Origin of the sequence: Streptomyces gilvosporeus, assembly GCF_002082195.1 — a bacterium.
GTDB classification, from domain to species: Bacteria; Actinomycetota; Actinomycetes; order Streptomycetales; family Streptomycetaceae; genus Streptomyces; species Streptomyces gilvosporeus.
In genome coordinates this window covers 7,696,027-7,714,052 of the sequence record NZ_CP020569.1, presented here as the reverse complement: position 1 = coordinate 7,714,052, position 18,026 = coordinate 7,696,027, and the positions used below count along the sequence as shown (strand labels likewise).

The following is an 18,026-nucleotide window of genomic DNA, read 5'->3' as shown; positions in this document are numbered from 1 at the left end:
CGGATTCATCAAGAAACTCTTCGATACTGGACCCATGCCACGTGTACTTCTGATCGAGGACGACGCCGCCGTACGGGACGGCGTGACTCTCGCGCTCCGGCGTCGCGGCCACGAGGTGGCGGCCGCCGCCAGCGGTGAGGAGGGGCTCGAGGCACTGCCGGGGTTCCGCCCGGACATCGTGCTGCTGGATCTGATGCTGCCCGGCAAGGACGGTTTCGAGATCTGCCGGCTGATCCGCGCCGAGCGGCAGCTGCCGATCATCATGCTCACCGCCCGCGGCGACGATCTGGACGTGGTGCTGGGCCTGGAGGCCGGTGCGGACGACTACATCGTCAAACCGGCCCGGGGCGAAGTCCTGGAGGCGCGCATCCGTGCGGTGCTGCGCCGTACGGCGCCGCCCGCCGACGGCGACACCGGTACGGAACCGGGGCCCGCGCCCGTGGAGACGTACGGGGAGCTGGCCATCGACCGGGCCGGGCTGGTCGTCACCAAGAACGGCCAGGATCTGGCGCTGGCCCCGTCGGAGATGAAGCTGCTGCTGTTCCTGTCGGCCACTCCGGGGCAGGTCTTCAGCCGCCAGCAGCTGCTGGAACACGTCTGGGAGCACAGCTACCACGGCGATGCGCGGCTGGTGGACGCCTGTGTCATGCGGCTGCGGACCAAAATAGAGGACACCCCGCGCAGCCCCCGTTACGTCCAGACCGTGCGCGGCTTCGGTTACCGCTTCGGGCCGCTGTGAGCCGCCTGGGCCGTCTGCTGCCCACCCGACTCGTGCCCGCCCGGCTGCGCGGTCTGCGCGCCCGGCTCGTCGTGGCGTTCGTGCTGGTGGCCGCCGTGAGCGCGCTGACCACCGCGGGCCTGACCTACCGCGAGGCCCGCAACGCGATCCTCCAGCGCTCCCAGGACATCGCCGTCAACGATCTGCGCGCCCAGATCAATTCGCTGGCGCCGGAGCTCACCGTGCCGCCGTCCCAGGCGGACCTGGACTTCTTCCGGGTGCAGCTGGAGCGCTCCGGCACGTCCCGGGACTGGGACATCTCGGTGCACTACAGCGGGGTCCCGGACAGCGAGGACAGCGCGCTCCAGGGCGGGGTGGTGGTTCCGGCGGCGCTGCGCGAGTCGGTGGAGAAGCGCCATGTGCCGGTCTTCCAGCGCATCATCCGGGGCGGCGATCCCTGGCTGCTGATCGGGATGCCGGTACGGCAGTCCGACGGCACCGCCTCCGCGCTGACCGTCTATGCGCAGCTGCCCCTGAAGGCCGAGGAGGCCAACGTCGAGGCGCTGGTCAGCGCGGCGCGCGGCGGTGCGCTGCCGGTGCTGGGCCTGGCCATGGTCCCGGCGCTGCTGGCCGCGCGGGGCGTGCTGCGGCCGGTACGGCGGCTGCGGCAGGCGGCCGGCCGGCTGGCGGAGGGCAAACTGGACACCCGGCTGGAGGCCAAGGGCACCGACGAACTGGCCGATCTGTCGCGGACGTTCAACGACATGGCCGCCGAGCTGGAGCGCAATGTCGCCGAGCTGCGCCGACTGGAGGCCAATTCCCGGCGGTTCGCCGCCGATGTCTCGCATGAGCTGCGCACACCGCTGGCGGCGATGACCGCGGTCACCGACGTCCTGGACGAGGACGCCGCGTCCCTCGACCCCGACACCGCCTCCGCGGTCCGGCTGATCAGCCAGGAGACCGGCAAGCTGGCGCGGATGGTGGAGGACCTGATGGAGGTCTCGCGGTTCGATGCGGGCGCGGCGGCGCTGCATCTGGACGAGGTGGATGTCGCCGAGACCATCCGCAAGACGCTTCAGGCCAGGGCCTGGCAACAGCGGGTGACGGCCGATCTGCCGGCGGACGTACGGGCCCGGCTGGATCCGCGGCGGCTGGACGTGGTCGTCGCCAACCTGGTCGGCAACGCCCTGCACCACGGCGGGGAGCCGGTCCGGGTCGTGCTGCACGCCCCGGAGCCGGGCGCGGACCGGCTGCTGATCGAGATCGCCGACAGCGGCCCGGGGATCGACCCCGAGGTCCTGCCGCATGTCTTCGACCGCTTCTACAAGGCCGATTCGGCCCGCGCCCGGTCGGAGGGCAGCGGACTGGGCCTGGCCATCGCGCTGGAGAACGTACGGCTGCACGGCGGTACGCTGCGCGCCGACAACTGCCCCGAGGGCGGCGCCGTCTTCACGGTGGATCTGCCGCTGCACCGGGCCGCGGAGCACGGCACGGCGGACGGCTGCCAAGGCGGCGACCGGGACGACGGCTGGGACGGCGGCCCGGACGGCGACCGTCCCGGCGCCGGGAAAGAGAACGACCGATGAACGCCCTGATGTCCCGCCTCGGCGGCCCGGCCGCGCGGCTCGCGGCGGCCTGCCTGGCGGGCGGTCTGCTGACCGGTGCGCTGGCCGTTGCGCTGACCGGCTGCGGTATCGCCCCGACGGATGTGATCGACGCCGGGGAGCCGGCGAGCGGGGTGAAGGCCCCCGGCCAGCCCACCGCCGATGTGCAGCTGTTCTTCTACGGCCCCAACGGGCTGCGCTCGGCGACCCGTCCCGCCAAGGCCCCGGCCGATCCCCAGAGCGCCATCGATCTGCTGATGGACGGCCCCAACCACGCCGAACGCCAGCGCGGCCTGTCCAGTGTGCTGCCGAAGTTCCCCGGCCGGCTGCTCGCCACCACCGGCCGCGGCACCGTGCACCTCACGCTGCCCATGAACGCCAAACTGCTGGACTCCGCCTCGCTCAACCAACTGGTGTGCACGGCGGCCAATGCCCGGGTCCCGGGCGACAAGCCGCCGGGCGAGGTCACCGTCACGATCGTGGGCGACGGCGTCCGCGTCGGCCCGATGGTCTGCGGCGGCAACAACGCCTTCCCGGTGGTCCAGCCGAGCCCGGAGAAACCCGCGCGCTGAGGCCGCCGCGTGGAGGTACCTCCCGCACCCGGCACGGGAGCTGCCCCCGTCACCGCGTCAGCCGCACCCTGAGGAACCGCGGCCGGTAGAGCTGCACGTTCCCGTTGACCTGGGGATCCGCCGGGCCCGGCCCGAGCCAGTTGACGTCGTAGCTGAGCAGCAGCCGCCCGCCGGGCGCGGTGAGCTCGGGATGCGCCTGTGGGTTGTACGCGGCCACGTACTGCGGCTGGTCGGCGGCGGGCCTGGGCGGGGTGAGGCGACCGTGGGGGCCGTGCCAGGGGCCGCGGGGTGAGCAGGACCAGTAGCTGGTGATCGTGCGCAGTCCGGCCGTGCCGCGGCCGGCGGCGTCCATGGTGAACAGCACCCAGGTGCCCCCGTCCCGCACGACGCTGTAGGCGCTGCCCACACCGCGCCGCCCGCCCGCGCGCAGCACCGGCGCGGCGCGGTCGGCCCGCCGCTGCCAGCGGGCGCCGTCCCAGAACCGCCAGCGGTCACGGTCGGCGAGCCGTCCGGCGGGGACCCGGGCCAGATAGGCGCTGGAGGCGGGGGCGGACGGCGGATCGTCGCCGCCGAAGACATAGGTCCAGGCGCCGTCGTTGACCGCCGCGGTCCCGTACAGGACGCGTCGACCCGGGTCGGCGACGGCGGACTGGTCGACGGCCTCGGAGATCCCCTCCAGCCGCAGACCGGGCAGCGAGAGCGTGGCGATCTCGGTGCTGCGCGGCACCCCGAAGACCCATGGACCCGTCCCGGGCGTGCGGTTCCACAGCAGGACGCGGACCACCCGCTCGCGGCTGCCCGGCGTACGGGGTTCCACGCCCGCGCGCACCGGCCAGCGCCAGCCGCCGCCCTGGGGGTCGGGGAAGTACGGCCCCGGTGCGGCGGGGGTGCCCCCCGTCAGGGTGCGCTGCGGCCGTCCCGAACGGTCCGTCACCACAAGGGAGTTGTGCCACAGAAACGGGGTGCCGCTCTGGTCGGCGGTGCGCCAGCGGTACGGCCGCCCCTGCGGGTTGGGCGGTGGCTGCACCCGGTCGAGAAAGGTGTCGGAGAAGAGCCAGAGCGTCCGGCCGTCGGGCAGCCGCACCGAGTGGGTACCGTCGCCGCCGGTCCAGTCGTCCAGGCGGGTGTTGTCGTCCCCGTATCGGGCGAATGCTGCGTTATATCCCGAATCGAGGGACCAGCCGGCGATCCGGCGTCCGGTGCAGGCGGCCGTGCGGTCCGGGGAGCCGGACCGGGGCAGCGCCCACATCAGGAAGGCGGCGATCAGGGCCAGGGCGGCGGCGGTCGCGGTGCGGGCGAGCGGGGACCTGGACATCGTGCTCCTCCGGGGCCCCTGCTCCTGGAGAGCGTGGACAGGGTGCCGCGCCCACCGTACTGAACCGCCTCGATGTCGGCCCGAATACGGACAAACGCCAGGCCAAAGAGGGCAAGGTCACAGCCGGAGCCCCTGCTCCGGCTAACGGTCGTTCGCCTAGCCTGCTGCACATGACCGCCGAGTCCCCCGAACTCCCCCTGGCCTCCGCATTCCCGGACGCGGACCGAGCCCAGTGGCAGCGCCTCGTCGAAGGCGTGCTGCGCAAATCGGGCGTCACGCAAGCCGCCGGTGCCGCCGCCGAGGACACGCTCGCCACGGACCTCCAGGACGGGATCCGCATCCGCCCGCTGTACACCGCCGAGGACGCCCCGGCCGCCGCCGGCCACCCCGGCTTCCCGCCCTTCGTACGCGCCGGCCGCCCCGAGGGCACCGCCGTGTCCGGGTGGGACGTACGCCAGCGGCACGCCGACACCGATCCCCGGCGCGCCAACGAGGCCGTCCTCGCCGACCTGGAGAACGGCGTCACCTCGCTGTGGCTGACCGTCGGCGACGGCGGCGTCCCGGTGGCGGCGCTGCCGCAGGCGCTCCAGGGCGTGTATCTGGATCTGGCCGCCGTGGCCCTGGACCCGGGTGCCGCCTTCGGCGAGGCCGCCGAGGAGCTGCTGAAGCTCTACACGGCCTCCGGCGTGGCACTGTCCGAGGCATCGGGCAACCTGGGCGCCGATCCGCTCGGCCTGGTGGCCCGTACGGGCGACGACGGCGCGCTGGAGGAGCAGTTGGCCACGGCCGCCCGCCTCGCGCAGCGGTGCAGCGAGGATGCGCCGCGGCTGCGGGCGCTGGCCGTGGACGCGCTGCCGTACCACGAGGCGGGCGGCTCCACCGCCGAGGAGCTGGGCGCCTCGCTGGCGACCGGCGTCGCCTATCTGCGGGCACTGACCGGCGCCGGCCTCGGCGTCGACGACGCCTGCCGGCAGCTGGAGTTCCGCTATGCGGCCACCGCGGACCAGTTCCTGACCATCGCCAAGCTCCGTGCGGCCCGACGGCTGTGGGCCCGCGTCGCCGAGGTGTGCGGCGCCTCCCCCGAGGCGTCCGCGCAGCGCCAGCACGCCGTCACCTCCACGGTGATGATGACCCGTCGGGACCCCTGGGTGAACATGCTGCGCACCACGGTCGCCGGGCTGTCGGCGGGCGTGGGCGGCGCGGACGCGGTCACGGTGCTGCCGTTCGACGCGGCGCTGGGCCTGCCCGATGCGTTCGCCCGCCGGATCGCCCGTAACACCCAGTCCGTGCTGCTGGAGGAGTCGCATCTGTCCCGGGTGATCGACCCGGCGGGCGGTTCCTGGTACGTGGAGCGGCTCACCGACGAACTGGCCGCGGCCGCCTGGGCGTTCTTCCAGGAGATCGAGGGCGCGGGCGGCCAGGCCGCGGCGCTGCGCTCGGGGATGCTCGCCGGGCGGCTGGCGCAGACGTGGGAGCGACGCACCCGGGAGCTGGCGCACCGCCGCGAACCGGTCACCGGCGTCAGCGAGTTCCCGCATCTGGCCGAGCAGCCCGTCCACCGCGAACCGGCCCCCGCGCCGGTGGGCGGGGGGCTGCCGCGGGTGCGGCGCGACGATGCCTACGAGCGGCTGCGGGCGCGGTCCGACGCGCATCTGGCGGCCACCGGGGAGCGCCCCAAGGTCTTCCTGGCCGCCCTCGGCCCGGTGGCGGCGCACACCGCGCGGGTCACCTTCGCCGCCAATCTCTTCCAGGCGGGCGGTATCGAGACCGTCCAGGAAGCGGTGGACGCCGAGACGGTGGGCGAGGCGTTCGCCCGCAGCGGCGCCCAGATCGCCTGCCTGTGTGCGAGCGATGCGGTCTACGGCGAGCAGGCCGCGGGCGTGGTGGCCGCGCTGAAGTCGGCGGGGGCACGGCGGGTGTATCTGGCAGGCAAGCGCCGGGAGGAATTCGTAGAGGCCGGTGTGGACACCTTCGTCTTCGCGGGCTGCGATGCGGTCGAGACGCTGTCCTCGGCCCTGGATGTCACGGAGGTGGCGTGATGGGAGAGTCGGCACAGCGCGTGGGCGGCGCCATCCCGGACTTCAGCACCGTCGAGCTGGGCGGGCCGGGCGGCACGTCCGACACCGGCCGGTGGGCCGAGGCCGTGGCGCAGGCCACCGGCAAGGGTGTGGCGGACCTGACCTGGGAGACGCCCGAGGGCATCGAGGTCAAGCCCCTGTACACCGAGGCGGACCTCGACGGCCTGGACTTCCTGGGGACGTACCCGGGCATCACGCCGTATCTGCGCGGCCCTTACCCCACCATGTACGTCAACCAGCCCTGGACGATCCGGCAGTACGCCGGTTTCTCCACGGCCGAGGAGTCCAACGCCTTCTACCGCCGCAACCTCGCGGCCGGTCAGAAGGGCCTGTCGGTCGCCTTCGATCTGCCCACGCACCGCGGGTACGACAGCGACCACCCCCGGGTGACCGGCGATGTCGGCATGGCAGGTGTGGCCATCGACTCGATCTATGACATGCGGCAGCTCTTCGCGGGCATCCCGCTGGACAAGATGACGGTGTCGATGACGATGAACGGCGCGGTGCTGCCCGTTCTCGCCCTCTACATCGTGGCCGCGGAGGAACAGGGCGTACCGCCCGAGAAGCTGGCCGGGACCATTCAGAACGACATCCTCAAGGAGTTCATGGTCCGCAACACCTACATCTATCCGCCGCAGCCCTCGATGCGGATCATCTCCGACATCTTCGCGTACACCTCGCAGAAGATGCCGCGCTACAACTCCATCTCGATCTCCGGGTACCACATCCAGGAGGCGGGCGCGACGGCCGACCTGGAGCTGGCCTACACCCTCGCCGACGGCGTGGAGTACCTGCGTGCGGGCCTGGCGGCCGGGATGGACGTGGACTCCTTCGCGCCGCGCCTCTCCTTCTTCTGGGCGATCGGCATGAACTTCTTCATGGAGATCGCCAAGCTGCGCGCGGCCCGGCTGCTGTGGGCGCGCCTGGTCCAGAAGTTCGACCCGAAGAACCCCAAGTCCCTCTCCCTGCGCACCCATTCGCAGACCTCGGGCTGGTCGCTGACCGCGCAGGACGTCTTCAACAACGTCACCCGGACGTGTGTGGAGGCGATGGCGGCGACCCAGGGCCACACCCAGTCGCTGCACACCAACGCCCTGGACGAGGCGCTCGCCCTGCCCACCGACTTCTCGGCGCGGATCGCCCGTAACACCCAGCTCTTCCTCCAGCAGGAGTCGGGCACCTGCCGGGTGATCGACCCGTGGGGCGGCAGCGCGTACGTCGAGAAGCTCACCCACGATCTGGCGCGCCGGGCCTGGCAGCACATCGAGGAGGTCGAGGCGGCCGGCGGGATGGCCAAGGCGATCGACGCGGGCATTCCGAAGCTCCGGGTGGAGGAGGCCGCGGCCCGTACCCAGGCGCGGATCGACTCCGGGCGGCAGGCGCTGATCGGCGTCAACAAGTACCGGGCGGAGTCCGACGAGGACATCGAGGTCCTCAAGGTCGACAACTCCGCGGTGCGCGCGCAGCAGATCGAGAAGCTCAAGCGGCTGCGGGCCGAGCGCGACGAGGCGGCGTGTCAGGACGCGCTGCGGGCGCTGACCGCGGCGGCAGAGTCCGGCCCCGGCAAGGGACTCGAGGGAAACCTGCTCGCCCTGGCCGTGGACGCGGCCCGCGCGATGGCGACCGTCGGCGAGATCTCGGACGCCCTGGAGGCGGTCTACGGACGCCACTCGGGTCAGATCCGTACGATCTCCGGTGTGTACCGAGACGAAGCGGGCCCCTCCTCCGGGGTCGAGCGCACCCGCGGCCTGGTGGCCGCGTTCGAGCAGGCCGAGGGCCGCCGGCCGCGCATCCTGGTGGCCAAGATGGGCCAGGACGGCCATGACCGCGGCCAGAAGGTGATCGCCACCGGCTTTGCCGACCTGGGCTTCGACGTCGACGTCGGCCCGCTGTTCCAGACGCCGGCCGAGGTCGCCCGCCAGGCGGTCGAGGCGGACGTCCACATCGTCGGGGTGTCGTCGCTGGCGGCCGGGCACCTCACCCTGGTGCCCGCGCTGAAGGAGGCGCTGGCCGCCGAGGACCGGGACGACATCACGATCGTGGTGGGCGGGGTGATCCCGCCGCAGGACGTGCAGCCGCTGCGCGACATGGGGGCGGCCGCGGTCTTCCTGCCCGGCACGGTCATTCCCGAGGCCGCCCACGACCTGGTGAAGGACCTGGCGCAGGTCCTCGGCCACGAGCTGTGAGCGGGGGGTCATGCCTGCGACGATCGATGTCGAACGGTACGCCGAGGGGGTGCGGGCGGGTTCGCGGGCCTGGATCGCCCGCGCCGTCACCCTGGTGGAGTCCACCCGCCCCGACCACCGGGCGGCGGCCCAGCGGCTGCTGGTGAAACTGCTGCCCTACTCCGGTGCGGCCCGGCGGGTGGGCATCAGCGGGGTGCCGGGCGTCGGCAAGTCGACCTTCATCGATGCGCTGGGGTCGCTGCTGACGGGTCTGGGCCACCGGGTCGCGGTGCTCGCCGTCGATCCGTCCTCCACCCGTACCGGCGGCTCCATCCTGGGCGACAAGACCCGGATGGAGCGGCTGGCGACGGACCCGGCGGCGTTTGTGCGCCCCTCCCCCACGTCCGGGACCCTGGGCGGGGTGGCGCGGGCGACCCGCGAGTCCATCGTCGTCATGGAGGCGGCGGGCTATGACGTCGTCCTGGTGGAGACGGTCGGCGTCGGCCAGTCCGAGACCACCGTGGCCAATATGGTCGACACCTTCCTGCTGCTGACGCTGGCCCGCACCGGCGACCAGCTCCAGGGCATCAAGAAGGGCGTCCTGGAACTGGCGGACCTGGTGTCCGTCAACAAGGCGGACGGTCCGCACGAACGGGACGCGCGCTCCGCGGCCCGCGAACTGGCCGGTGCGCTGCGGCTGTTGCAGCCCCCCGATGCGGTGTGGACGCCGCCGGTCCTGACGTGCAGCGCCCGCGAGGGCAGCGGGCTGAAGGCGGTGTGGGAGCGGATCGAGCAGCACCGCGCCCTGCTGGACTCCACCGGCGCCCTGGCCGAGCGGCGCCGGGCCCAGCAGGTCGACTGGACCTGGGCGATGGTGCGCGAGCGGCTGATGGACCGCCTCCAAGAGCATCCGGAGGTGCGCCGCCTCGGGCCCGACGTCGAGCGGGAGGTCCGCGAGGGAACCCTCACGGCGACGCTGGCGGCCGAACGGCTGTTGGATGCCTTCGGCCTCCCGGACGCGCCTCAAGTCCCCTGATACGAGAGGCGGTTGGGGCTACTCAGCCGTATATCTGAGTAGCCGCACTCATGTGCCTCCCGGGCCCGGACCCGAAAATGTCGGTGACACGTCGCACCGATCGGGCCCGGGGGGCGCAGGCCGCCGACGCAGACGCCGCCTCGCGATGCCCCGATTCCACCATCGTGCACAGGGGGCCACCATCACTCCGCAGGACGTCGCATACGGACTCTCCGAGGGAAATCCGCTGGCCGGGCTGATCGACGGGTTCTGCCTGGCGCCGGCCGCGGGCGGCGATCTGGAGGCGCGGCCGGTCATCCACGTCCAGCTGCGCCGCGGGGTGACGCTGTCGGCCGTCGAGGGGGACCGGCTGGCCAAGTCCTGTCAGTACGGGATAATTCGCCAACTCGCCGCCGTCAGACGGGACTTCGGCCCGTCGGCGGAGGAGGACCCGTCGGCGCAGGAGATCGCCATCCGGCTGCATGCCCACGGCGCCGGGCCGTTCGCCGACGCCCCGGACCCAGCCCCGGGCCCGGACCGCCACTCTCCGCTCCGCGACGGGGCCGTCTGACGGGCGAACGGCCGCACCGTCAGCCGCGCTTGGGCACCGTCGCCCAGACGGTCTTGCCCAGCCGGTCCGGCGGGGTCCAGCCCCAGGTGTCGCTGAGCAGCTCGACGATGTGCAATCCGCGGCCGGATTCGGCGAGTTCGTCGTGCGGCTGCATCGCCGGCGCGCTCGTTCCCGAATCGGAGACCGCGCACAGCACGCTGCCGTCCTGCCGGGTCAGCGCCAGCCAGGCACCGCACAAGATGTCCAGGGCCATGAGGCGGTCGCCGTCTTCGGTGCGGGCGTCCGCGACGCCGTGGCGCAGGGCGTTGGTGACGAGTTCGGAGACGACGGTGGTGGCGTCGTCGGCGACGCGGGGGCACATCCGCCAGCCCTGGAGGGTGCGCCGGGTGAAGTGCCGGGCCTCGCCGACGGCACGGGCAGAGGGACTCAGGGCACAGGCGGCGAACCCGTTGGGGCCGGGCATCCACCAGGTTTTGTCACCCGCCTCCTCCCGAAGGACGTGGTGCACGGTCTCGGCCGGATGTGTGGGCATCACGATCTCCGTGAAGGGCTTTTCGGGGCTGGGCGGAAGTCCTCTGGAGAGCTAATATCCTCGTCGTCCGCCCTCCGCTGCAAGTGCATCTGCAATTACATCGGTAAGGACGGTCGCTCAGGAGCTCGTTCACGCCAACATGATCGTGAGCTTTGAACGGTAGGAGGCACCGCCTCCAGCAAGGGAGCAACTGTGATGGACTCAGTCACCAACGGTATGCCGGCGACCGCCCTCGAGGGCGCCGTATGGCGCAAGAGCCGCCGCAGCAATCCGAGCGGCAACTGCGTTGAGCTGGCCGTTCTTTCGGACGGCGGGGTCGCGGTGCGCAATTCGCGGTTCGCGTCGGGCCCGGCCCTGATCTACACCCACGACGAGATGGCGGCGTTCGTCCAGGGCGCCAAGGACGGCGACTTCGACGATCTGATCGACCGTCGCTGACCCCCGACCGCATCAACTGGCGGCATATGTCGGCCGGATAGTCGCCATGACTGTACGGCCACACCTGCCGATGGGACACTGGGCGAACGCCCGTCCACTCAGGGGAGTCAGCATGTGTGCCGCGCAGCCGAGCAGCCAACCGTCCCTGCGCCGCTATCTGGAGCATGCGCGGGGCGGCCCGACCGTGCTGCGGATCGTCCTGGGCACACAGCTGCGCCGGATGCGGGAGGCGGCCGGTATTTCCCGGGAGGCCGCCGGGGATGCCATCCGCGGTTCGCATGCCAAGATCAGCCGCCTGGAGCTCGGCCGGGTGGGCTGCAAGGAGCGGGACGTCGCGGACCTGCTGACGCTCTACGGCGTCACGGACGAGGCGGACCGCTCCGACTTCCTCACCCTGGCCAAGCGGACCAGCACACCCGGCTGGTGGCACCAGTACGGCGATGTGCTCCCCAACTGGTTCGAAACCCACCTCGGCCTCGAAGAGGCCGCGTCCGTCATCCGTACCTACGAGGTCCAGTTCGTACCGGGCCTGCTCCAGACGGAGGACTATGCGCGGGCGGTGACCGCGCTCGGCCATCCGCAGGCCACGGCACAGGAGATCGAGCGACGGGTCGCGCTGCGGGTGCAGCGGCAGAAGCTGCTGACCGCGCCGGATGCGCCGCGCCTGTGGGCGGTGATAGACGAGGCATCGCTGCGCCGTCCGCTGGGCGGCCCGGAGGTGATGGCCCAACAGCTCAGACATCTGCGGTCGATGGCCGAGCTGCCCAACATCACCCTCCAGGTCGCCCCGTTCAGCCTGGGCGGGCTCGCGGCGGCGGGCGGGCCGATCACGATCCTGCGCTTCCTGGAGCCGGATCTGCCGGACATCGTCTATCTGGAGCAGCTGACCAGCGCGCTGTATCTGGACAAGCGCGACGACGTCGACCACTACCTCGCCGTGATGGACCGGCTCAGCGCCCAGTCCTCGTCACCGCGTGACTCCCTGGCCCTGATGGAGCGGCTGATCCGGCAGGAGGACTGACGCCGGATCAACGGACGCCCCTTCGTCCGGCCGCCCCGCCCCGCTACGCCTTGCGGGCCACCCCGCCGAACTCGATCCATTCCTTGGTCAGTTGCCGGGGACCGAGCTCCGCGTCCGGCTTCCAGGTGGAGACCTCCACCAGCCCCGGCTCCTGGATCTCCAGCCCGTCCAGGAACGCCGCCAGCTCATGCGCCTGGCGCACCCTGCCCCACTGGCCGTGGGTGGACTCCGCCATGAAGTTCGTGACGAAATCGCGGGTCGCGGGATCCTCGCTGACCAGCTGACACACCACCAGGAAGCTGCCCGGCACCAGCCGTTCGGCGACCCGTGCGACCAGACCGCCCGGGTCGTCGGAGTCCGGGATGCAGTGCAGTACGGAGACGAACAGCGCGGCGACCGGCTGGTCGAGGTCGATCAGGCGCTTCACCTCGGGGCTGCCGAAGATGCCGTCCGTATCGCGCATATCGGCCTGGATGACGGCGGTGTTGGCGTTCTCCTCCAGCAGCGCCCGGCCGTGCGCCAGGACGATGGGGTCGTTGTCGATGTAGACCACCCGGGAAGCGGGGTCGACCGCCTGCGCGACCTGGTGGACGTTGTCCTGCGTCGGCAGACCGGAGCCGTGGTCGATGAACTGGCGGATCCCGTGCTCCTGGGCCAGCCAGCGGACCACCCGCTGGAGGAAGCGCCGGTTGTTGAGCGCCAGCACCTGGGTGCTCGGGACGACCTTGCTCAGCTCGTCGCAGGCCGCGCGGTCGACGGCGTAGTTGTCCTTGCCCCCGAGGTAGTAGTCGTACATCCGCGCCACGCTCGGAATGCTGACATCGACGACGCTGGACTGCGGTGGCGTCTGTTGGCTCATTGCCTACGTTCCTTACTTCCGGGCTACCGGTCGCTTCGAGCGCACCCACACGACACACGGCGTACGGCATGCCGCGGCGCCGCGCCGTTCCGTGCCGGAACGGTCACGCCGTGCGGCGACCAACATACCCACCGGACGGCCGCAGGTGCAGGCAACAGATGTGCGAATCAGGGCCGTTGACCGGGTCGTTGACCGGACTGCCGACCGTCCGTACCGGCCGTCGGCGGGAAGGCCGTGACCCAGTGTCCGGCGATCTGCCACGTGCCGCCCTCGCCGGTCGCGCCCCGCAGGCCGTGCAGGACGTCGGGGCCGGTCAGGGCGGGCAGCCGGGGGTCCTGGAGGGCGGCGAAGGCGACGGTGCGGGCCGGGTCCCAGTCGGTGCTGTGCCGCAGGCGGCGGGCGAGTTGGGCGAAGCCGGGCGGGGCCGCGGCGATGACCCAGGCGTCGGGGGTCTGGGCCGTCAGCCGGCGGGCCGGGCGCAGCCAGGAGGCGGCCGATTCCGGCCAGTCGACGACGGCCAGGACCGTGCCGCCGCGGGCCTGCCATGCGCCGGTGAAGGCCGCGGCGGCGGCCCGGGAGGCGGCGTCACGGCCGTGGCCCACGGTGACGGTGGCGATCCGGGCCTTGGGCCGCGTCAACAGGCCGATGAGCGCGGCGAGTTCGGCGTCCGTGTGCGGGGCGGGCCGCGGCGGGGCGCCGTCCGGGCCGAGGGAGGCGGCGGCCAGGTCCTCGGGGCCGATGAGCGGGGAGGCGGGGCCGGTGCCCTCGTGGTACGTGTCCATCAGGCGGCGTCGTGGAAGACCAGGCCGAGGGCATGGCGCCGGCCGGAGCGGACGGTGCTCACGCCGTGCCGCATGGCGCCGGCCGACCAGCCGCGTTTGGTGGCCACCGGGCGGTCGCGGGTGGTGAAGATCAGGCCGTGGCCCTGCCGGAGCACCTGGGTGGTGCCGCGGGACTGCGCCCGGGGGCGTTGTTCGACGAGCAGGAACTCGCCGCCGGTGTAGTCGGTGCCGTGGGCGTCCAGGCCGATGACGACCTGGAGGGGGAAGAGCATCTCGCCGAACACGTCGCGGTGCAGGGCGTTCCAGTCGCCCGCCTCGTAGCGCAGGAGGATCTGCGCGGAGCGGTCCTGGCCCGCCGCATGGCACCGTTCCAGCCATTCCTCCAGGGTGTCCGGCCAGGGCGCGGGGCGGCCCAGTCGGGCGGCCCAGTCGCGGGCGATGGTGAGCAGATGGGGGTAGAAGGCCGCGCGCAGGGCGGCGACCGGCTCGGGCAGATCGTGGTGGAAGTAGCGGTACTGGCCGGAGCCGAAGCGGTAGCGGGCCATGTCGATGGTGGTGCGGAACAGCTCCTCCTTCTCGTACAGCGCGGCGATGTCGGCGCACTGGGCGGGGGTGAGGAGCTGCGGGGTGAGCGCGCCGCCGTAGGTGTCCAGTTCCTGGGCCAGCGCGGTCCAGTCCGCGGTGTCGATCCGGCGCGCGGGGGTGAGGGTCACGGGGAGTCTCCGGTAGGGGTGCGGTCAGGCCGCGGGGGTGATGCCTTCGAGCGCGAGGAGCTGCTGCTTGCGTTCGAGGCCGCCGGCGTAGCCGGTCAGGGAGCCGTTGGCGCCGATCACGCGGTGGCAGGGGCGGACGACGAGCAGCGGGTTGCGCCCGATGGCCGTGCCGACCGCGCGCACCGCGGCGCGCGAGGCGCCGATCTGCGCGGCGATCTCGCCGTAGCTGAAGGTCTTGCCGTACGGGATGTCGTCCAGCGCGGTCCATACCCGCTGCTGGAAGTCGGTGCCGCTGGTGACGTAGGCGATGTCGAAGCCGGTGCGCTCACCGGCGAAGTAGGCGCCGAGCTGGGCGGCGATCTCCGTGAACGCGTCCGCGTCGTGCGTCCAGTCGTCCTGGACGGTGGCGCCGCCCTTCTGGCCGGGGAGGGAGAGCGAGGCGAGCGCGGTGCCGCCGGGGGCGGTGGCCGACTTCTCGCCGACCAGGAGCAGTTCGCCCAGCGGGCTGTCGAGGGTGGTGTAGACCGTCATCGGTCCGTTCCTTCCGTTGTGCCGTTGATATGTCCCATGGTGCGCCGTCGCCGGGACGGTTGCTGGCGGAATTCGGACGTCGCATTTCCGCTCAGGGCGCTACCGGGGCGGGGGCCGGGGGCTGGGCCTTGGCGTTCCAGAAGTAGTGCATGGCGTAGGAGCGCCAGGGCCGCCAGGCGTCCGAATCGGCCATGGTGGCACCGGAGTTGCGCATCCCAGCGAGCACCGCGACATCGCCCTCCAGCAGCACGTCCGGGTCGCCGAGGGCGCGCATCCGGATGTAGCCGGCCGTCCAGGGGCCGATGCCGCGCAGGTTGAGCAGCTCCTTCTCGGCCTGGTCGCGGTCGGCTCCGGCGTCCAGCGGGACGGTGCCGTCGGCGAGCGCGGCGGCGAGGGTGCGCAGGGTGGCGCGGCGGGAGTCGGGCATGCCGAGCGCCGCCAGGGAGGCCCCGGCGAGGTCCTCGACGGCGGGGAAGAGGTGGGTCAGGCCGCCGCTGGGCTCGGCGAGCGGCTCTCCGTAGGCGGCGACGGCGGCGGTGCCGAGCTTGCGGCCGGCGGGCACCGATACCTGCTGGCCGAGGACGGCGCGTACGGCCAGCTCGTGGCCGTCGCAGGTGCCCGGGGAGCGCAGTCCGCGGCGCCGGGCGACGAGCGCGGCGAGCAGCGGGTCCTGGCCGAGGTGGTCGGCGACCGCGTACGGATCGGCGTCCAGGTCGAGCAGGCGGCGCATGCGCTGGGTGGCGGTGGTCAGATCGCGCAGTTCGCTCAGGTGCAGCCGGCATTCCAGCCAGCCGCCGCCGCTGCCGTCCGCGCGGCCGCCCGGTCGTTCGTCGACCTCCGCGATGCCGGAGCCGCCGGGCAGGCGCAGGGTGCGGCGGTAGGTGCGGGCGCCGCGCGCACCGAGGATTTCCTCGACGCCGGTCAGGGCGCGCCGCTGGAGGTAGTCGAAGACCTCGGCCGCGGCGTACGGCCCGCGGAAGGCGAGGCGCAGCGGTATGCCGCCGGCGCCGGCGGGCTGGGCCACCGGACCGAACCGGGTGGCCTTGCCGGGGCGGGCGGCGCGCAGCTGGGTGGGCGTCAGGGCGTAGATCTCGCGGATGGTGTCGTTGAACTGCCGCACGCTGGCGAATCCGGCGGCGAAGGCGATCTCGGCGATCGGCAGCGGCGTGGTCTGGAGCAGTATCCGCGCGGTGTGGGAGCGCTGGGCGCGGGCGAGGGCCACCGGGCCGGCGCCGAGCTCGGCGTTGAGCTGGCGCTGGACCTGGCGGGCGCTGTAGCCCAGGCGGCGGGCGAGTCCGGCGACGCCCTCGCGGTCGACGACGCCGTCGCCGATCAGCCGCATGGCGCGGCCGACCATATCGGCGCGGACGTTCCATGCGGCGGAGCCTGGCACGGCGTCGGGGCGGCAGCGGCGGCAGGCCCGGAAGCCGGTGCCCTGGGCGGCGGCCGCGGTGGGGAAGAAGCGGACGTTCTGCGGTTTGGGTGTGGTGGCCGGGCAGCTGGGACGGCAGTAGATCCCGGTCGTCGTCACGGCGAAGAAGAAGTCGCCGTCGAACCGCGCGTCGCGGCTGCACACCGCCTCGTATTTGCTGCCTTCGCTCATCACTCTTCCACTGTGCGGCAGCCACCGGAGCGGTGCTGGCGGAAATCGGACGCGGCGTTCGGGCCCGGCCGGCGGGTGGGTAGGTGGGGTGGATGACCACTGAGCAGAGCGGGACGGCGCCGGGCGTGGCGGAAATGTTGCGGGCCAATCGGGCGAACTGGGATGCGCGGACGCCCGTGCATGTGGCCAGCCGGTTCTACGGCCTGGACGGTTCGCGGACGGCGGAGGACTGGTTCGCACCGTTCGAGTGGGCCGATCTCGGCGAGCTTGCGGGGCGGGACGTCCTGCATCTGCAGTGCCATCTGGGCACCGAGACGGCCGCCTTCGCGGAGCGGGGCGCGGCGCACACGGTGGGCCTGGACTTTTCGGCGGTGTCGGTGGCGGAGGCCCGGCGGCTGGCGCGGGAGGCGGGCCGGGCGGTGGAGTTCGTCGAGGCGGATGTCCATGACGCGGTGGGGGCCCTGGGCGGGCGCCGTTTCGACGTCGTCTATACGGGCAAGGGCGCGCTCTGCTACCTGCCGGATCTGGCGCCCTGGGCCGAGACGGTCGCCGCGCTGCTGCGGCCGGGCGGGGTGCTGTATCTGGTGGAGTTCCATCCGCTGCTGCATGCGCTGGGGCCGACGCCCGGCCCGGACGGCGAGGAGCTGCTGCTGCGGCACGACTATCTGGCGGGCCGCGGGCCGATCCGCAGCGATACGCCGCACACCTACACCGACGGGCCGCCGGTGCGGGGCGCGACGACCAGTTTCGAGTGGCGGCACGGGCTGGGCGAGGTGCTCTCCGCGGTGGCCGCCGCCGGTCTGCGGATCGAGCGGGTACGGGAGACGGAGCTGCTGCCCTGGAAGCGGTTCGCGGCGATGGTGCCCGGCGACAACGGCTGGTGGCGGCTGCCGGAGGCGGAGCCGATCGTGCCGCTGCTGTTCGCGGTGCGGGCGGTCAAGGCGTAGGCGGGCGGGCGGGGCGTAGGCGGGCGGGGCGTAGGCGGGCGGGGCGTAAGTGGGCGGGGCGTAAGTGGGCGGTCAGGGCGCAGGGAGCCTCATCCGGTGTCCGCGCGCCGGTAGACGGACCGCAGCAGCTGGTCCTTGGCGGGTCCGCCGACCCGCCATTCCAGCCGCCACTCGTCGGCCGCGACGGCGGTGAAGGTGCCCTGATAGCGGTCCGCGGCGCAGGGGTGGACGGCCCGCCAGCGGCCGCTGCGCAGATCGAGGTCGTGGAAGGGGCGGCCGTCGGCGAAGCGGACCTCGGCGGTGCCGTCGGGCAGCGGGATCAGGCGCAGCGTACGGCTCGCCGGGTGGACGGCTCCGTCCCAGGTCAGCTCGCCCTCTTCGCAATGCAGCAGCCCGGCCCCGGACGGATCGGGCCGGAAGTGCGCCGTACCGCGGAAGCGTCCCTCGGCACCGGACCGCAGATCGCGGACGGTACGCACGATGCGCCAGCGGCCCGCCAGATAGGCCGCGGCATCGGGGACGGGGTGGGCGGCGGGCCGACGGTGTTCGGGCATGCCCCGAT

The 18,026-nt window shown here is 72.8% G+C and carries 18 protein-coding genes; 10 read left to right on the top strand and 8 right to left on the bottom strand.

What is annotated here, in order from left to right:
- Nucleotides 1-34 precede the first annotated feature (34 nt).
- From B1H19_RS34085 to B1H19_RS34075, 3 genes are read left to right on the top strand one after another with little or no spacing between them, the layout of a single operon-like run.
- Complete coding sequence (locus B1H19_RS34085) at nucleotides 35-739, top strand: response regulator transcription factor (protein ID WP_083108746.1); 705 nt, start codon at nucleotides 35-37, stop codon at nucleotides 737-739.
- Nucleotides 736-2,304, top strand: a complete 1,569-nt coding sequence (locus tag B1H19_RS34080; RefSeq protein ID WP_083108745.1) for an ATP-binding protein — start codon at nucleotides 736-738, stop codon at nucleotides 2,302-2,304. Before B1H19_RS34085 ends, B1H19_RS34080 begins: the two co-directional genes overlap by 4 nt.
- Nucleotides 2,301-2,894 (top strand): GerMN domain-containing protein, encoded by a 594-nt coding sequence (locus B1H19_RS34075; protein WP_107426241.1) that lies wholly within the window; start codon nucleotides 2,301-2,303, stop codon nucleotides 2,892-2,894. The genes B1H19_RS34080 and B1H19_RS34075 overlap by 4 nt, the downstream gene beginning before the upstream one ends.
- A 49-nt stretch (nucleotides 2,895-2,943) precedes the next feature.
- Here B1H19_RS34075 and B1H19_RS34070 read toward each other — a convergent pair whose 3' ends face one another.
- A complete protein-coding gene (locus tag B1H19_RS34070; protein ID WP_083108744.1) occupies nucleotides 2,944-4,209 on the bottom strand; it encodes a DUF4185 domain-containing protein in 1,266 nt (421 codons plus the stop codon).
- Nucleotides 4,210-4,379: 170 nt separating this feature from the next.
- Here B1H19_RS34070 and mutA point away from each other — a divergent pair, with 170 nt between their 5' ends.
- The 4 genes from mutA to B1H19_RS34050 all read left to right on the top strand — a co-directional run bounded on the left by mutA (nucleotide 4,380) and on the right by B1H19_RS34050 (nucleotide 10,038).
- Nucleotides 4,380-6,248: a methylmalonyl-CoA mutase small subunit gene (mutA, locus tag B1H19_RS34065; RefSeq protein ID WP_083108743.1), complete on the top strand. Its 1,869-nt coding sequence runs from the start codon at nucleotides 4,380-4,382 to the stop codon at nucleotides 6,246-6,248.
- Nucleotides 6,248-8,473: a methylmalonyl-CoA mutase gene (gene scpA, locus B1H19_RS34060; protein ID WP_083108742.1), complete on the top strand. Its 2,226-nt coding sequence runs from the start codon at nucleotides 6,248-6,250 to the stop codon at nucleotides 8,471-8,473. The genes mutA and scpA overlap by 1 nt, the downstream gene beginning before the upstream one ends.
- Nucleotides 8,474-8,483: 10 nt before the next feature.
- Nucleotides 8,484-9,488 (top strand): methylmalonyl Co-A mutase-associated GTPase MeaB, encoded by a 1,005-nt coding sequence (gene meaB, locus B1H19_RS34055; protein WP_083108741.1) that lies wholly within the window; start codon nucleotides 8,484-8,486, stop codon nucleotides 9,486-9,488.
- Nucleotides 9,489-9,633: 145 nt separating this feature from the next.
- Nucleotides 9,634-10,038: a coenzyme f390 synthetase gene (locus B1H19_RS34050; protein WP_083108740.1), complete on the top strand. Its 405-nt coding sequence runs from the start codon at nucleotides 9,634-9,636 to the stop codon at nucleotides 10,036-10,038.
- Between the two features lie 19 nt (nucleotides 10,039-10,057).
- Here B1H19_RS34050 and B1H19_RS34045 read toward each other — a convergent pair whose 3' ends face one another.
- Complete coding sequence (locus B1H19_RS34045) at nucleotides 10,058-10,570, bottom strand: ATP-binding protein (RefSeq protein WP_083108739.1); 513 nt, start codon at nucleotides 10,568-10,570, stop codon at nucleotides 10,058-10,060.
- A gap of 195 nt (nucleotides 10,571-10,765) precedes the next feature.
- On the opposite strand from B1H19_RS34045, the gene B1H19_RS34040 reads away from it, so the two are divergent.
- Together B1H19_RS34040 and B1H19_RS34035 are read left to right on the top strand one after the other, a co-directional pair.
- The gene (locus B1H19_RS34040) at nucleotides 10,766-11,008 is read left to right on the top strand and encodes a DUF397 domain-containing protein (protein ID WP_083108738.1); all 243 of its coding nucleotides are present in this window, start codon (nucleotides 10,766-10,768) and stop codon (nucleotides 11,006-11,008) included.
- 112 nt (nucleotides 11,009-11,120) lie between these two features.
- Nucleotides 11,121-12,029, top strand: a complete 909-nt coding sequence (locus B1H19_RS34035; RefSeq protein WP_083108737.1) for a helix-turn-helix domain-containing protein — start codon at nucleotides 11,121-11,123, stop codon at nucleotides 12,027-12,029.
- Nucleotides 12,030-12,072: 43 nt separating this feature from the next.
- Here B1H19_RS34035 and B1H19_RS34030 read toward each other — a convergent pair whose 3' ends face one another.
- The 5 genes from B1H19_RS34030 to B1H19_RS34010 all read right to left on the bottom strand — a co-directional run bounded on the left by B1H19_RS34030 (nucleotide 12,073) and on the right by B1H19_RS34010 (nucleotide 16,517).
- Nucleotides 12,073-12,888, bottom strand: coding sequence for an SAM-dependent methyltransferase (locus tag B1H19_RS34030; RefSeq protein ID WP_083108736.1), 816 nt, complete (start codon nucleotides 12,886-12,888; stop codon nucleotides 12,073-12,075).
- A 167-nt stretch (nucleotides 12,889-13,055) separates the two neighbouring features.
- Nucleotides 13,056-13,670: an ABC transporter substrate-binding protein gene (locus B1H19_RS34025; protein WP_083108735.1), complete on the bottom strand. Its 615-nt coding sequence runs from the start codon at nucleotides 13,668-13,670 to the stop codon at nucleotides 13,056-13,058.
- A complete protein-coding gene (locus B1H19_RS34020) occupies nucleotides 13,670-14,383 on the bottom strand; it encodes a 2OG-Fe(II) oxygenase (protein WP_083108734.1) in 714 nt (237 codons plus the stop codon). Before B1H19_RS34020 ends, B1H19_RS34025 begins: the two co-directional genes overlap by 1 nt.
- Nucleotides 14,384-14,407: 24 nt before the next feature.
- Nucleotides 14,408-14,914 (bottom strand): methylated-DNA--[protein]-cysteine S-methyltransferase, encoded by a 507-nt coding sequence (locus tag B1H19_RS34015; protein ID WP_083108733.1) that lies wholly within the window; start codon nucleotides 14,912-14,914, stop codon nucleotides 14,408-14,410.
- 91 nt (nucleotides 14,915-15,005) lie between these two features.
- The gene (locus tag B1H19_RS34010) at nucleotides 15,006-16,517 is read right to left on the bottom strand and encodes an AlkA N-terminal domain-containing protein (RefSeq protein WP_083108732.1); all 1,512 of its coding nucleotides are present in this window, start codon (nucleotides 16,515-16,517) and stop codon (nucleotides 15,006-15,008) included.
- A gap of 92 nt (nucleotides 16,518-16,609) precedes the next feature.
- Between B1H19_RS34010 and B1H19_RS34005 the strand changes: the two genes are divergently transcribed.
- Nucleotides 16,610-17,464, top strand: coding sequence for a class I SAM-dependent methyltransferase (locus B1H19_RS34005; protein WP_083108731.1), 855 nt, complete (start codon nucleotides 16,610-16,612; stop codon nucleotides 17,462-17,464).
- 89 nt (nucleotides 17,465-17,553) lie between these two features.
- Here B1H19_RS34005 and B1H19_RS34000 read toward each other — a convergent pair whose 3' ends face one another.
- On the bottom strand, nucleotides 17,554-18,018 hold the full coding sequence (locus B1H19_RS34000; protein WP_083108730.1) for a DUF6314 family protein: 465 nt from the start codon (nucleotides 18,016-18,018) through the stop codon (nucleotides 17,554-17,556).
- Nucleotides 18,019-18,026: the final 8 nt, after the last annotated feature.